The sequence below is a fragment of the Variovorax sp. 10N432 genome (genome assembly GCF_056394465.1).
Genome location: NZ_JBFTHX010000014.1, coordinates 89772 through 102329 on the forward strand (window position 1 = coordinate 89772; position 12558 = coordinate 102329).

At 68.7% G+C, this 12558-nt stretch carries 15 protein-coding genes; 8 read left to right on the forward strand and 7 right to left on the reverse strand.

Features of this window, described 5'->3' with window-relative positions:
* Positions 1-8: 8 nt before the first annotated feature.
* The 3 genes from rpsI (at position 9) to mdtD (ending at position 2382) form a co-directional block, all read left to right on the forward strand.
* Positions 9-401 (forward strand): 30S ribosomal protein S9, encoded by a 393-nt coding sequence (gene rpsI / locus AC1DF3_RS17900; protein WP_183027376.1) that lies wholly within the window; start codon positions 9-11, stop codon positions 399-401.
* Positions 402-517: 116 nt separating this feature from the next.
* Positions 518-889, forward strand: coding sequence for an iron-sulfur cluster insertion protein ErpA (gene erpA, locus AC1DF3_RS17905; protein WP_286370102.1), 372 nt, complete (start codon positions 518-520; stop codon positions 887-889).
* Positions 890-963: 74 nt separating this feature from the next.
* Positions 964-2382, forward strand: coding sequence for a multidrug transporter subunit MdtD (gene mdtD, locus AC1DF3_RS17910; protein WP_478140367.1), 1419 nt, complete (start codon positions 964-966; stop codon positions 2380-2382).
* Here mdtD and AC1DF3_RS17915 read toward each other — a convergent pair whose 3' ends face one another.
* Together AC1DF3_RS17915 and AC1DF3_RS17920 are read right to left on the reverse strand one after the other, a co-directional pair.
* Positions 2383-3492 carry an anhydro-N-acetylmuramic acid kinase gene (locus AC1DF3_RS17915; RefSeq protein ID WP_478140368.1) on the reverse strand — a complete coding sequence of 370 codons (1110 nt, stop codon included), beginning with the start codon at positions 3490-3492 and terminating at the stop codon, positions 2383-2385.
* A gap of 39 nt (positions 3493-3531) precedes the next feature.
* Positions 3532-4884: a M23 family metallopeptidase gene (locus AC1DF3_RS17920; protein WP_286534837.1), complete on the reverse strand. Its 1353-nt coding sequence runs from the start codon at positions 4882-4884 to the stop codon at positions 3532-3534.
* A gap of 157 nt (positions 4885-5041) precedes the next feature.
* On the opposite strand from AC1DF3_RS17920, the gene tyrS reads away from it, so the two are divergent.
* Positions 5042-6274, forward strand: a complete 1233-nt coding sequence (gene tyrS / locus AC1DF3_RS17925) for a tyrosine--tRNA ligase (RefSeq protein ID WP_478140369.1) — start codon at positions 5042-5044, stop codon at positions 6272-6274.
* 20 nt (positions 6275-6294) lie between these two features.
* Here the strand turns inward: tyrS and AC1DF3_RS17930 are convergent, their stop codons facing one another.
* Both AC1DF3_RS17930 and AC1DF3_RS17935 read right to left on the reverse strand, forming a co-directional pair.
* Positions 6295-6906, reverse strand: a complete 612-nt coding sequence (locus tag AC1DF3_RS17930) for an OmpA family protein (protein WP_478140370.1) — start codon at positions 6904-6906, stop codon at positions 6295-6297.
* Positions 6903-7409, reverse strand: a complete 507-nt coding sequence (locus AC1DF3_RS17935) for a FecR family protein (protein ID WP_286534834.1) — start codon at positions 7407-7409, stop codon at positions 6903-6905. Before AC1DF3_RS17935 ends, AC1DF3_RS17930 begins: the two co-directional genes overlap by 4 nt.
* A gap of 135 nt (positions 7410-7544) precedes the next feature.
* Here AC1DF3_RS17935 and AC1DF3_RS17940 point away from each other — a divergent pair, with 135 nt between their 5' ends.
* Together AC1DF3_RS17940 and dtd are read left to right on the forward strand one after the other, a co-directional pair.
* On the forward strand, positions 7545-8465 hold the full coding sequence (locus AC1DF3_RS17940) for a cation diffusion facilitator family transporter (protein ID WP_301806901.1): 921 nt from the start codon (positions 7545-7547) through the stop codon (positions 8463-8465).
* Positions 8462-8905, forward strand: a complete 444-nt coding sequence (gene dtd, locus AC1DF3_RS17945; protein ID WP_478140371.1) for a D-aminoacyl-tRNA deacylase — start codon at positions 8462-8464, stop codon at positions 8903-8905. The genes AC1DF3_RS17940 and dtd overlap by 4 nt, the downstream gene beginning before the upstream one ends.
* A gap of 57 nt (positions 8906-8962) precedes the next feature.
* On the opposite strand, the gene ybeY is transcribed toward dtd, so the two are convergent.
* Together ybeY and AC1DF3_RS17955 are read right to left on the reverse strand one after the other, a co-directional pair.
* The gene (ybeY, locus tag AC1DF3_RS17950; protein ID WP_478140372.1) at positions 8963-9415 is read right to left on the reverse strand and encodes an rRNA maturation RNase YbeY; all 453 of its coding nucleotides are present in this window, start codon (positions 9413-9415) and stop codon (positions 8963-8965) included.
* 1 nt (position 9416) lies between these two features.
* Positions 9417-10358, reverse strand: coding sequence for a PhoH family protein (locus AC1DF3_RS17955; protein ID WP_286534830.1), 942 nt, complete (start codon positions 10356-10358; stop codon positions 9417-9419).
* 33 nt (positions 10359-10391) lie between these two features.
* On the opposite strand from AC1DF3_RS17955, the gene ruvA reads away from it, so the two are divergent.
* Positions 10392-10964, forward strand: a complete 573-nt coding sequence (gene ruvA / locus AC1DF3_RS17960) for a Holliday junction branch migration protein RuvA (protein WP_286525520.1) — start codon at positions 10392-10394, stop codon at positions 10962-10964.
* A gap of 9 nt (positions 10965-10973) precedes the next feature.
* Here ruvA and AC1DF3_RS17965 read toward each other — a convergent pair whose 3' ends face one another.
* Positions 10974-11408 carry a hypothetical protein gene (locus AC1DF3_RS17965; protein ID WP_286534829.1) on the reverse strand — a complete coding sequence of 145 codons (435 nt, stop codon included), beginning with the start codon at positions 11406-11408 and terminating at the stop codon, positions 10974-10976.
* Positions 11409-11495: 87 nt separating this feature from the next.
* Here AC1DF3_RS17965 and ruvB point away from each other — a divergent pair, with 87 nt between their 5' ends.
* Positions 11496-12551 carry a Holliday junction branch migration DNA helicase RuvB gene (gene ruvB, locus AC1DF3_RS17970; RefSeq protein WP_286525515.1) on the forward strand — a complete coding sequence of 352 codons (1056 nt, stop codon included), beginning with the start codon at positions 11496-11498 and terminating at the stop codon, positions 12549-12551.
* Positions 12552-12558 lie beyond the last annotated feature (7 nt).

Here is a 12558-nt window from a genome sequence, read left to right on the forward strand (position 1 = left end):
CCTTGAGAATGATTGGTGAATGGAACAATGGCACCGGCCGTCGCAAATCGAGCGTCGCCCGTGTGTTCATCAAGAAGGGCACCGGCAAGATCACGGTCAATGGCAAGGACATCCAGGCTTATTTCGGCCGGGAAACCTCCATCATGATCGCGAAGCAGCCGCTGTTCCTGACGAACAACGTCGAAACCTTCGACATCATGATCAACGTCGCCGGCGGCGGTGAATCGGGTCAGGCCGGCGCGGCGCGCCATGGCATCACCCGCGCGCTGATCGACTACGACGCGACGCTGAAGCCGGTGCTGAGCCAGGCTGGCTTCGTGACGCGCGATGCGCGTGAAGTCGAGCGCAAGAAGGTCGGCCTGCATTCCGCACGCCGCCGCAAGCAGTTCTCCAAGCGCTAAGGCGTTTGGGCTTACCGCTCGCAATGTCAAGAAACCGCCTTCGGGCGGTTTTTTGTTGGTTGAAGTAGCATTCGTCGATCGGCCGCAAAGTTCGGCCCCACAGGAGTCCCCTCACAATGAGCGCCGTTGCAGAAACCATCCAGACCCCGGCCATGATGCCCGAGCCGATCGTCTTCACCGACAGCGCGGCCGCCAAGGTCGCCGACCTGATCGCCGAAGAAGGCAATCCCGACCTCAAGCTGCGCGTGTTCGTGCAGGGTGGCGGCTGCTCGGGATTCCAGTACGGGTTCACCTTCGACGAGATCACCAACGAAGACGACACCACCATGACCAAGAACGGTGTCTCGCTGCTGATCGACGCCATGAGCTACCAGTACCTGGTCGGCGCCGAGATCGACTACAAGGAAGACCTGCAGGGCGCCCAGTTCGTGATCAAGAACCCGAACGCCACCAGCACCTGCGGCTGCGGCTCGAGCTTCTCGGCCTGACGTGCCGGCGCATCGCCGCCCGTGAAAAAGCCGCCTTCGGGCGGCTTTTTGCTGCCTGCCCATTTCCCTGATCGATGACTTCCCCCGAATCCCCGCGCAAGAGCCTGCTGTGGCTGGTGGCCGTCGGCTTCTTCATGCAGACGCTGGATGCCACCATCATCAACACCGCACTGCCGGCGATGGCCGCCAGCCTCGGCGAGAGCCCGCTGCGGATGCAGTCGGTGGTGGTGGCCTATGCGCTCACGATGGCGATGCTGATCCCCGCCTCGGGCTGGATCGCCGACCGCTTCGGCACCCGGCGGGTCTTCTTCTCGGCCATCGTGCTGTTCGTGATCGGCTCGGTGCTGTGCGCGCTGTCGCGCGGCATCGGCCAGCTGGTCGCGGCGCGGGTGGTGCAGGGCATGGGCGGGGCGCTGCTGCTGCCGGTCGGCCGGCTGGCGCTGCTGCGCTCGGTGCCGCGGGCCGAGTTCCTGGCGGCGATGAGCTTCGTCGCCATCCCGGGCCTCATTGGCCCGCTCTTGGGGCCGACCCTGGGCGGCTGGCTGGTGCAGTACGCCTCCTGGCACTGGATCTTTCTCATCAACGTGCCGGTGGGCCTGGCCGGCTGCGTCGCCACGCTCTACTTCATGCCCGACCTGCGGGCCGCGCTGCAGCGGCGCTTCGACGGCGTGGGCTATGCGATGCTGGCCTTCGGCATGGTGACGGTCTCGCTGGCGATCGACGGCGTGTCGGGCCTCGGGCTGCACGGCGTCGGCGTGGTGGTGCTGATGATCTTCGGCTTCGCCAGCATCACGGCCTACTGGCTGCACGCGCAGCGGCGCCCCGACCCGCTGTTCGAGCCGGCGCTGTTCGGCATCCCGACCCTGAGCATCGGGCTGCTGGGCAACCTGTTCTCGCGCCTGGGCAGCGGCTGCATGCCCTTCCTGGTGCCGCTGCTGCTGCAGGTGTCGATGAACTACTCGCCGCTGAAGGCCGGGCTCATGATGCTGCCGATCGCGCTCGCCGGCATGGCGATGAAGCGCTTTGCCACGCCGCTGATCCTGCGTTATGGCTATCGCCGCGTGCTGGTGGTCAACACGGCGCTGGTGGGCCTGACGATGGCCAGTTTCGGGCTGGCCACGCCCGACCAGCCGGCGGGGCTGCAGATCGTGCAGCTGCTCGTGTTCGGCGCCGTCAATTCGCTGCAGTTCACGGCCATGAACACGATCACGCTCAAGGACCTGGACGGCAGCATGGCCAGCAGCGGCAACACGCTGCTGTCGATGGTCCAGATGCTGGCCATGAGCATGGGCGTGGCGGCCGCCAGCGCGGTGCTGGGCGGCTACACCGAGGTGTTCGGCAGCGCCACCCCGCTGGCCACCCTGCATGCCTTCGAGGCCACCTTCGCGAGCATGGGGCTGGTCACGCTGGCTTCGGCCCTGATCTTCTGGCATTTGCCGCCCGAAGCCCGGGCGGTGCAGCCGGCCCAGCCCGAGGTCTCGGGCCAGGGCTGATCAGGCGGGGTAGATGCCGCCCAGCGACCGCGGGCCGCGGGCGCCGGTGACGCTGGCGAGGTTGCCGGCTTCACCGTTCAAGGTGGCGCGCGCCAGCCAGGCGAAGGCCGCGGCCTCGACCTGCTGCGGCGGCAGTCCGCGCTCGGCGGACGACACCACTTCGACCGCGGGCAGCAAGGCGCGCAGCCGGGCCAGCAGGTGCTGGTTCAGGGCGCCGCCGCCGCAGACGATCAGGGTCCGGCTGGCGGCGCCATGGCGCTGCAGATGCGCCGCGCAGGTGCTCGCGGTGAGCTCGGTCAGGGTCGCCTGCACGTCGGCCGGCGTCGCCTCGGAGGTGCCGAGGTGCGAGGCCAGCCAGTTCGGATGGAACAGGTCGCGCCCGGTGCTCTTCGGCGGTTGCTTGGCGAAATAGGGTTCGGCGAGCAGCCGGGCCAGCAGCTCCGGCAGCACCCGGCCGCTGGCGGCCCACTGGCCGCCGGCGTCGAAGGGCTGGCCGATGTGGGTCTGGCACCAGTGGTCGATCAACGCGTTGCCCGGGCCGCAATCGAAGCCCAGCACGGTGCCTTCGCCGGCCGGCAACAGGCTCAGGTTGGAGATGCCTCCGATGTTCAGAACCGCCACCGCCTCGTCGGGGCGGGCGAACAGGGCCCGGTGGAAGCCAGGCACCAGGGGCGCCCCCTGGCCGCCCGCCGCCAGGTCTCGGCTGCGGAAGTCGGCCACCACCCGGATGCCGGTGAGCTCGGCCAGCAGCGATGGGTTGTTGATCTGCAGCGTGTAGCCGACCTCGTCGAACTCGCCCGGCCGGTGGCGAACGGTCTGGCCGTGGGCGCCGATGGCGGCAATGGCGTCGGGCGCCAGGCCGGCGTCTTCGAGCAGCTGCTGCGCCACCTGCGCGTAGACCCGGGCCAAGCCGTTGCCGGCCAGGGCGGCGCGGTGCAGCTCGTTGTTGCCCGGGATATTGAGCGCCATCAGCTCGGCCCGCAGTCCCACGGGGAAGGGGGCCGCGGCATACCCTTGGACGGCGATGCCGCCGTCCGAGAGATCCGCCAGGACGCCGTCGACGCCGTCCAGCGAAGTGCCCGACATCAGGCCGATGAAGAATTCAGCCATGGGGCGGTCAGGCGGAGGATGAGGCCGCGCGGCCGGCCGTCAGTCGGCGCTGGCCTGGACGACCGAGAAGGCCGCCGACAGCTCGGTGCGCGTGGCGAGCGCCAGCCGCTCGAAGGCGGGGCGGTTGGCCGCCGTGATGGGCGCGCCGCCGTCCTGCTGGGCGATGGTGGCCGGGTCGTGGTACTCGCCATTGACCCGGAACTCGAAATGCAGGTGCGGGCCGGTGGCCCAGCCGGTGGAGCCGACGGCGCCGAGCGTCTGGCTCTGGCTGACGCTCTGGCCGACCTTGACATCGACCCGGCTGAGGTGGGCGTAGGCGGTTTCCTGGTTGTTGTGGTGCTTCAGGATGACGATGTTGCCGTAGCCGTTCTGGGTGCCGGCGAACTCGACCGTGCCGTCGCCGACCGCGCGCACCGGGGTGCCGGTGGGGGCGGCGAAGTCGATGCCGTGGTGCTGGCGCCAGCTGTTGAGGATCGGGTGCAGGCGCATCGCGAAGCCGCTCGTCACGCGCGAGAACTCGACCGGCGAGCTCAGGTAGGCGCGCCGCAGGCTGTCGCCGCTGGGGCGGTAGTAGCCGCCCTTCTGGCCGGGCTCCTGGTACCACAGCGCCTGGTAGAGCTTGCCGTTGCTTTCGAACTCGGCCGACAGCACGCGGCCGGTGCGCAGGGTCTGGCCATCGGCGTCGAGCGTCTCGTAGACCACGGCGAAGCGGTCGCCCTTGCGCAGCGAGCGGAAATCGACATCGCCCGAGAAGATGTCGGCCAGCTGGCTGGCGACCGGATCGGGGATGCGGGCGTCGTCGGTGGCGGCGAACAGCGAGGTCCGCACGACGCCGCTTGCCAGCCGGGTGCCGGGCGTCAGGGCATCGGTCTCGGTGCGGGCACGGAAGCCGGTCGGGGTCTTTTCGACCACCAGGCGCTTGAAGCCGCCGTCGCCATCGGGAATCCAGCGGGCGCTGAGCTTCTTCAGGGCGTTTTCCTGGGTCGCCTCGGCGGTCACGGTGCGGCCGGGACGGCTCAACAGCGCGGCCCGGGCGTCGGCGTTGCCGCGCACGAAGGCGGCGGCCGCGGGGTCGGAGAGGCCGAGGCGCTGCAGCAGGGCCTCGGCGGTGTCGCTCGAGCGCGTGATTTCGGTGCGGAACAGCGTGAAGCTGTGGGCGTCGAGCGCCTCGATCTGGTCGGCGAAGGAGGTCGACGGCGCAACGGCCTCGAACACCTGCTTGACGGGGATCTCGGCCGCGTCGGGGCCTAGAGAGGCGACAGCGAAGGCACCGCCACCAGCGGACAGCAGCAACGCGGCGATCGCAGCCGTGATCTGCTTCGGGTATGTCCGAAATGTGTGAGCCACGCGCGAAGCAATCAGCTCCTCGGCGGCAAGAATGCCGTTGATCAAACTTCGAATTCCAGCTCAGGTTCTGCAAATCCGTACTGCGAGGGCCGTGTCGGACGGGCGGCAGGACGGTGCGTTCACAGCGCCGCTTAGAATCCGGCGCTTGGAAAAGTCGGGCTGAGTATAGCTTCGGCCATAGAGAAAACACCCAAAGAGCCCCATGAACCCCGGTTTTGTTACATCCACAAGTCTGTCCGAAGTTGTAGGACAGGCCCTCGAAATTTCACTCCGTGGGACTGACGAGCTGCTCCCCCAGGACGAGTGGGTGCGCAAGCTCCAGCGCTCCGAGGCGACCGGGGCGCCGCTGCGGATCAAGCTGGGCCTCGACCCGACCGCGCCGGACATCCACATCGGCCACACCGTGGTGCTCAACAAGATGCGCCAGCTGCAGGACCTGGGCCATACGGTGATTTTCCTGATCGGCGACTTCACCACCACCATCGGCGATCCGTCGGGGCGCAACAGCACCCGGCCGCCCCTGACCCGCGAGCAGATCGAGGCCAACGCGCAAACCTACTACAAACAGGCAAGTCTCGTACTCGACCCGTCCAAGACCGAGATCCGTTACAACTCCGAGTGGAGCGATCCGCTGGGCGCCCGCGGGATGATCCAGCTCGCCGCCAAGTACACGGTGGCACGGATGATGGAGCGCGACGACTTCAGCAAGCGCTTCAAGGCCGGGCAATCGATCTCGGTGCACGAGTTCCTCTATCCGCTGATGCAGGGCTACGACTCGGTGGCGCTCAAGTCGGACCTCGAGCTGGGCGGCACCGACCAGAAGTTCAACCTGCTCGTCGGCCGGCATCTCCAGCAGGAATACGGCCAGGAGCCGCAGTGCATACTTACTATGCCGCTGCTGGAGGGGCTCGACGGCGTCGAGAAGATGTCGAAGAGCAAGAACAACTACATCGGCATCAGCGAGGCGCCGAACACCATGTTCGCCAAGGTGCTGTCGATCTCCGACACCTTGATGTGGCGCTGGTACACCCTGCTGAGCTTCAAGTCGCTGGCCGAGATCGCGGCCCTCAAGGCCGAGGTCGAGGCCGGGCGCAATCCGAAGGACGCCAAGGTCGCGCTGGCCAAGGAGATCACCGCGCGCTTCCACAGCGCCGCGGCGGCCGAGGCGGCCGAGCAGGACTTCATCAACCGCAGCAAAGGCGGCGTGCCCGACGAGATTCCGGAAGTCGCGCTGGGCGGCGCCCCCCTGGGCATCGCCCAGTTGCTCAAGCAGGCCGGCCTGGCGCCCTCGACCTCCGAAGGCAACCGCCTGATCGATGGCGGCGGGGTCCGGGTCGACTCGGCGGTGGTCAGCGACAAGGCGCTGAAGCTGCCCCAGGGCACCTACGTCGTCCAGGTGGGCAAGCGCAAGTTCGCCAAGGTGACCCTGAGCTGAGCCGCCCGGCCCGCTGCGGGCTATCTCACTTCAATCGTCACGCGGCGGTTGCGGGGCTCGGCGACCTCGTCGGCCGTGCGCACCGCCAGGTCGCGCTCGCCGCGGCCCACGGCCTCGATCCGGACCGGCGGGAAGTCCCGGGCGATGAAGAGCTGCCGGATTTCCAGCGCGCGGGTCAGCGACAGGTTGTCGTTGCGTGCCTGCGCGCCGACCGTGTCGGTGTGGCCCGTGACCACGATCTCGCCGCCGCTGCGCGCCAGGGCCGCCGCCAGGGCCTCGTTCATGGTGACTTGCGAGGCGGCAGTGAGCACGGTGCCGCCGACTTCGAAGTAGACGGTGAAGCTTTGTGCGGGCGGCGGCATCAGCTCGAACAGCGTCTTGTTCTGCTGCTTGACGCGCTCGGGGTCGGCCTTGTCGACGTTCGGCGCCCCGTGGGCGCCCAGCTTGGCCGTCGCCCGCTCGTAGGGCTGCGACAGCGTTTCCTCGCCGTCCTCGGTGCTGACCACCACCGCGGACGGTTTGCCGTCGGCCTGGGGCAGCAGCACGACACGGGTGGTCGGCGGCGTGGAGCAGGCGGCGAGCAGGGCGGATGCCAGGAGCGTGACAAGCAGGCAGTGGGAGCGAGGCGTCACGGCTGCGAATCCGTCTCGACGATGAAGTCGGTGCCGCGAATGCCGATGACCGCGCTTTGCGTCTCGACGCGCACGGCATCGGGATGGGTCTTGCCGATCAGGCCGGTGACCATGCGCAGCGTGCCGCGCAGCAGCGAGACCACCATGCCGCCGTCCTGGGTGGTCGAGTCGAAATGGAACTGCTTGAGGTCCAGCCTGGAGGACGGGCCGACGACCAGGGTGGTGCCGTCGCGCAGCACCACGCTGGCGCCGGAGTCGGCGCCGGTCTGCAGGCGGTCGATCGGCGCCATGGCGTCGCCGGCCAACGCGGCCCGTGCCTTGGCGCTGCCGCTGAGCAGCTGGACATCGCCGCGGACCGACTTGACGATGCCGGCGCGTTCCTCGGCTGCCGAGGGCTTGGACGTCTCGGCCGCGAGGGCGTTGCCGACATGGATGATCTGGGCGCCGACGCCGGCCAGGGCGAGGACGAGGCCCCGCAGGACCTGGTTCGAATTCTTGTTCACTGGACCTCCGCAACGATTCTGGGCGTTGCGGTCGATGGTACGCGAGGGGCGGACCGACCCCGATAATCCACCAGCGCGGCCCGCCCGGTCATTGCGCCTTTGTCCGCACTTTGCATTGTTGTTACCTTTCATCCCTTGAAATTCGCTTCGCTGACTCCCGCCCAGTTGCTGCGCGTCTCGATCGTGGTCGCCCTGGTCACGATCGTGCTGAAGGGCGCGGCCGGCTACATCACCAACTCCATGGGGCTGATCTCGGACGCCATGGAATCGTTCGTGAACCTGGCGAGCGCCACCTTCGCGCTGGCGATGGTCACCGTCGCGTCCCGCCCGGCGGACGACGAGCATCCGTATGGCCACCACAAGGCCGAGTACTTCTCGTCGGGATTCGAAGGGATCCTGATCATCGGCGCGGCGATCGCCATCATCTGGGTGGCGGTGCTGCGGCTGCTCTCGCCGCAGCCGCTCGAGCAGCTCGGCTGGGGGCTGGGGCTGTCGATCATCAGCTCGGCCTTCAATGGGTGGCTGGCATTCGTGATGTTCAAGGCCGCGCGCGTGCATCGCTCGATCGCGCTCGAATCCGACGCGCGCCACCTGGTCACCGACGTCTGGACTTCGGCGGCAGTGGTGGTCGGCATCGTGGCGGTCCACCTGACCGGCTGGCTCTGGCTCGACCCGGTGCTGGCCATCGGCGTGGCGCTGAACATCGTGCGCGAAGGCCTGTCGCTGGTCTGGCGCTCGTCGCAGGGCCTGATGGACGAGGCGATCGAGCCCGAGTCGCTGGCCTTGCTGCAAGCCACGCTCGAACGATTCGCGACCGGCGTGCCGGAGGGAGCGCAGCTGCGCTTCGACGACATCGTCACCCGCCGGGCCGGCCAGCGGCGCTTCGCCGACCTCCACATGCACGTGCCGGGTGCCTGGTCGCTGGAGCGCGCCGCCGGACTGCGCGATGGCCTGGAGCAGGCGCTGATGGACGCGCTGCCGGGCCTGCGCGTAACCATCCAGCTGCTGCCGCTGGGCATGGAGGCGCGCGCCACGCCGAGGGCCGAGACGCTGTGAAGGCGCTGCTGCAACGCGTCGGCAGCGCGCGGGTCGACATCGCCGGGCGCACTGTGGGCGCGATCGATGCGGGGTTGCTGGTGCTGCTGTGCGCCGAGCGCGGCGACACCGATGCGGTGGCCGACCGGCTGCTGGCGAAGATCCTGAAGCTGCGCATCTTCGCGGACGACGCCGGCAAGATGAACCGCAGCGTTCAGGACGTCGGCGGCGGCCTGCTGGTGGTGAGCCAGTTCACGCTGGCGGCCGACGTCAGCGGCGGCAACCGGCCGAGCTTCACGCAGGCGGCGGCGCCCGATGAAGGGCGGCGGCTGTACGAGTACTTCGTGGGCCGGGCGCGCGATGCGCATCCGGTGGTGGCGACGGGGGAATTCGGCGCCGACATGCAGGTGCGGCTGGTGAACGATGGGCCGGTGACGATTCCGTTGGAAATGCGGATCTGATCGGTTGAGGACAGAGCAAAAACTGCTGCGCAGTTTGTTGGTCTGTCCCGCAAGGTCTCAATAGGGATTTCGTATCCCCAGCCCCGCGAGGATCTCGATCTCGCGCGCCTCCATCTCCTCGGCATCGGCCTCGCCGGTCTCGTGGTCCCAGCCCTGCGCATGCAGGGTGCCGTGCACCAGCAGGTGGGCGTAGTGCGCGGCCAGCGTCTTGCGCTGCTCCTTAGCCTCGCGTGCCACGACCGGCGCGCACAGCACCAGGTCGGCCATCACGACCGGGGATTGCGCGTAGTCGAAGGTCAGCACGTTGGTGGCGTAGTCCTTGCCGCGGAACTCGCGGTTGAGCTGCTGGCCTTCGTCGGCATCGACGATCCGCACCGTGATCTCGCCGTCGGCATCGAGTGCGTGCCGGATCCAGCGGGCGACGCTGTGCCGCGGCAGGGCGGCGCGATGGCGTTCGACGCCCTTGAATCGGGCGAACTGGAGCGACAGCGACAGGTCCGGGAGTGCCATGTCAGTGCGCCGCGGTGCGCTTGCGCGCGTTGTCGTAGGCATCGACGATCCGCGCCACCAGCGGATGGCGCACCACGTCCGCGCTCGTGAAGCGCGTGATGGCGATCCCGTTGACGCGCTTGAGCACGCGCTCGGCGTCGATCAGCCCGCTGGGCTGGGTCTTGGGCAGGTCGATCTGGCTGACGTCGCCGGTGACCACCGCCTTGGCGCCGAAGCCGATCCGGGTCAGGAACATCTTCATCTGCTCGACCGTGGTGTTCTGCGCCTCGTCGAGGATCACGAAGGCGTTGTTGAGCGTGCGCCCGCGCATGAAGGCCAGTGGTGCGATCTCGAGCGCATTGCGTTCGAAGGCTTTCTGCACGCGGTCGAAGCCCATCAGGTCGTAGAGGGCGTCGTACAGCGGCCGCAAGTAGGGGTCGACCTTCTGCGTCAGGTCGCCGGGCAGGAAGCCGAGCCGCTCGCCGGCCTCGACCGCGGGCCGCGTCAGCACGATGCGCTGCACCGCGCTGCGCTCGAGCGCGTCGACCGCGCAGGCCACCGCCAGGTAGGTCTTGCCGGTGCCCGCGGGGCCGATGCCCAGCGTGATGTCGTGGCTGGCGATGTTCTCGAGGTAGAGCGCCTGGGTCGGGGTGCGGGCGCGCAGGTCGGGCCGCCGCGTGGCGAGCACCGGGGCGTCCTCGTCGTCCATCGAACTGTCGCTGGCCAGCGTGAGCTGCACCACCGCCGGGTCGATCACGCGCTGGGCGATCTCGTAGAGCGCCTGCAGCACTTCCATGGCGCGATGGGCGTTGACCTTGGAGCCGTCGATCTTGAACTGCTCGTGGCGGTGCGCGATCTTGACGTCGAGTGCTTCCTCGATGCGCCGCAAGTGCGCGTCGAGCGGGCCGCAGAGGTGGCCCAGGCGCGTGTTGTTGGGCGGGGCGAAGGTGTGTCGCAGAATCACGCGAGTTTCATTTCAAAAGCGAAAAGGGCACCCATGATAGGCAAACTCACCGGCATCCTGGCCGAACGCAATCCGCCGCAGGTGGTGGTGGACTGCAACGGCGTCGGCTACGAGGTCGATGTGCCGATGAGCACCTTCTACAACCTCCCGGGTGCCGGCGAGCGGGTTTCGCTACTGACGCACTTCGTGGTGCGGGAAGACGCCCAGATCCTCTACGGCTTCGGCACCGCCGAGGAACGGGCCGCCTTCCGGCTGCTGATCAAGATCTCCGGCGTCGGGCCGCGCACCGCCCTGGGCGTGTTGAGCGGCATGAGCGTGGGTGAGCTGTCGCAGGCGATCACGCTGCAGGAGGCCGGCCGGCTGGTGAAGATTCCCGGCATCGGCAAGAAGACCGCCGAGCGGCTGCTGCTCGAGCTCAAGGGCAAGCTGGGCGCCGACATCGCGCTGCCCGCCCATGCCGCGACCGACGCGCAGGCCGACATCCTGCAGGCATTGGTGGCGCTGGGCTACAGCGACAAGGAAGCGGCCGCCTCGCTCAAGGCACTGCCGAAGGACGTGGCGGTGGGCGAGGGCATCAAGCTGGCGCTGCGGGCGCTGGCGAAGTAGCGGCCGGGTTCAGCGGCTGTCCTGCAGCGCCAGGGCGAGCGCGAACACCACGGTCTGCAGCACCACCACGATGCCGTGGCGCTGCATGGCCAGCCGCGTGCCCAGGACCCGGTCGGCCAGTGCCCGCGCGGCCTCGCTGCCGCGCCGCAGGCCCAGTTGCTCGAGCGTGTGGTCCAGCACCGGGAGCGAGGCGATCGTGCCCTGGGCCAGGCCCTCGAACAGGGCGGTGTCGACGCGCAGCCGCAGCGCCAGGTAGCGCTCCGGCAGGCCGGCCAGCGCGATCAACGCGAAGGTGGCCCAGGACGCTGCCGGCAGCGAGCGGCCGGTCAGGGCCAGCACCAGGCCGGCGATCAAGGCCAGCGCCAGGCCCCAGACCGCGATCACGCCGCTGGCGCGCAGCAGGCCCGCGGTGGCGGCACAGAGCGCGCGGTCGTTGTCGTTCATGGGTGAATCGGCCTCCTTTCGCTGGCGCATTCTGCCGCAGCGGGGCCCCGAACAAGCTCTAAACTGCGTCCTCTTCCGATCCGCTCCATGACCATCCAGACCGACGACTTCGCCCCGGCCCCGCAACGCGTGGTCTCGGCCGCACCCGCTTCGCCCAACGAGGAAGCCATCGAGCGCGCGCTGCGGCCCAAGCTGCTCGACGAGTACGTCGGCCAGGCCAAGGTGCGCGAGCAGCTGGAGATCTTCATCGGTGCGGCGCGCCATCGGGCCGAGGCGCTCGACCACGTGCTGCTGTTCGGCCCGCCGGGGCTCGGCAAGACCACGCTGTCGCACATCATCGCGGCCGAGCTCGGGGTCAACCTGCGCCAGACCTCGGGCCCGGTGCTCGAGAAGCCCAAGGACCTGGCCGCCCTGCTGACCAACCTCGAGCGCAACGACGTGCTCTTCATCGACGAGATCCACCGGCTGTCGCCGGTGGTCGAGGAAATCCTCTACCCGGCGCTGGAGGACTACCAGATCGACATCATGATCGGCGAGGGCCCGGCGGCGCGCAGCATCAAGCTCGACCTGCAGCCCTTCACGCTGGTCGGCGCCACCACGCGCGCCGGCATGCTGACCAATCCGCTGCGCGACCGCTTCGGCATCGTGGCGCGGCTGGAGTTCTATACGGCGGAAGAACTCGCGCGCATCGTGCGGCGCAGTGCCGGGCTGCTCGGCGTGCCGATGGACGATGAAGGCGGCCTCGAGATCGCGAAGCGCTCGCGCGGCACGCCGCGCATCGCCAACCGCCTGCTGCGACGGGTGCGCGACTATGCGCAGGTGAAGAGCGACGGTCGCATCACCATCGACGTCGCGCACAAGGCGCTGGCGATGCTCGACGTCGACCCGCAGGGCTTCGACCTGATGGACCGCAAGCTGCTCGAAGCCGTGATCCATCGCTTCGATGGCGGACCGGTCGGTCTCGACAACATCGCGGCCAGCATCGGCGAGGAGTCGGGCACGATCGAGGACGTGATCGAGCCGTACCTCATCCAGCAGGGCTACCTGCAGCGCACGCCGCGCGGGCGAATCGCGACGCTGGCGGCCTACCGGCACCTGGGTGTGGCGCCGCCGCAGCGCGACGGGGACATGTTCGGCAGCTGAGCGGGCG

Bases quoted from the DNA above. Each gene is read 5' to 3' on its own strand.
- mdtD (WP_478140367.1), top strand. From the start codon at position 964: ATGACTTCCCCCGAATCCCCGCGCAAGAGCCTGCTGTGGCTGGTGGCC.
- ruvA (WP_286525520.1), top strand. From the start codon at position 10,392: ATGATAGGCAAACTCACCGGCATCCTGGCCGAACGCAATCCGCCGCAG.
- tyrS (WP_478140369.1), top strand. From the start codon at position 5,042: ATGAACCCCGGTTTTGTTACATCCACAAGTCTGTCCGAAGTTGTAGGA.
- ruvB (WP_286525515.1), top strand. From the start codon at position 11,496: ATGACCATCCAGACCGACGACTTCGCCCCGGCCCCGCAACGCGTGGTC.
- ybeY (WP_478140372.1), bottom strand. From the start codon at position 9,415: ATGGCACTCCCGGACCTGTCGCTGTCGCTCCAGTTCGCCCGATTCAAG.
- AC1DF3_RS17965 (WP_286534829.1), bottom strand. From the start codon at position 11,408: ATGAACGACAACGACCGCGCGCTCTGTGCCGCCACCGCGGGCCTGCTG.
- rpsI (WP_183027376.1), top strand. From the start codon at position 9: ATGATTGGTGAATGGAACAATGGCACCGGCCGTCGCAAATCGAGCGTC.
- AC1DF3_RS17915 (WP_478140368.1), bottom strand. From the start codon at position 3,492: ATGGCTGAATTCTTCATCGGCCTGATGTCGGGCACTTCGCTGGACGGC.
- erpA (WP_286370102.1), top strand. From the start codon at position 518: ATGAGCGCCGTTGCAGAAACCATCCAGACCCCGGCCATGATGCCCGAG.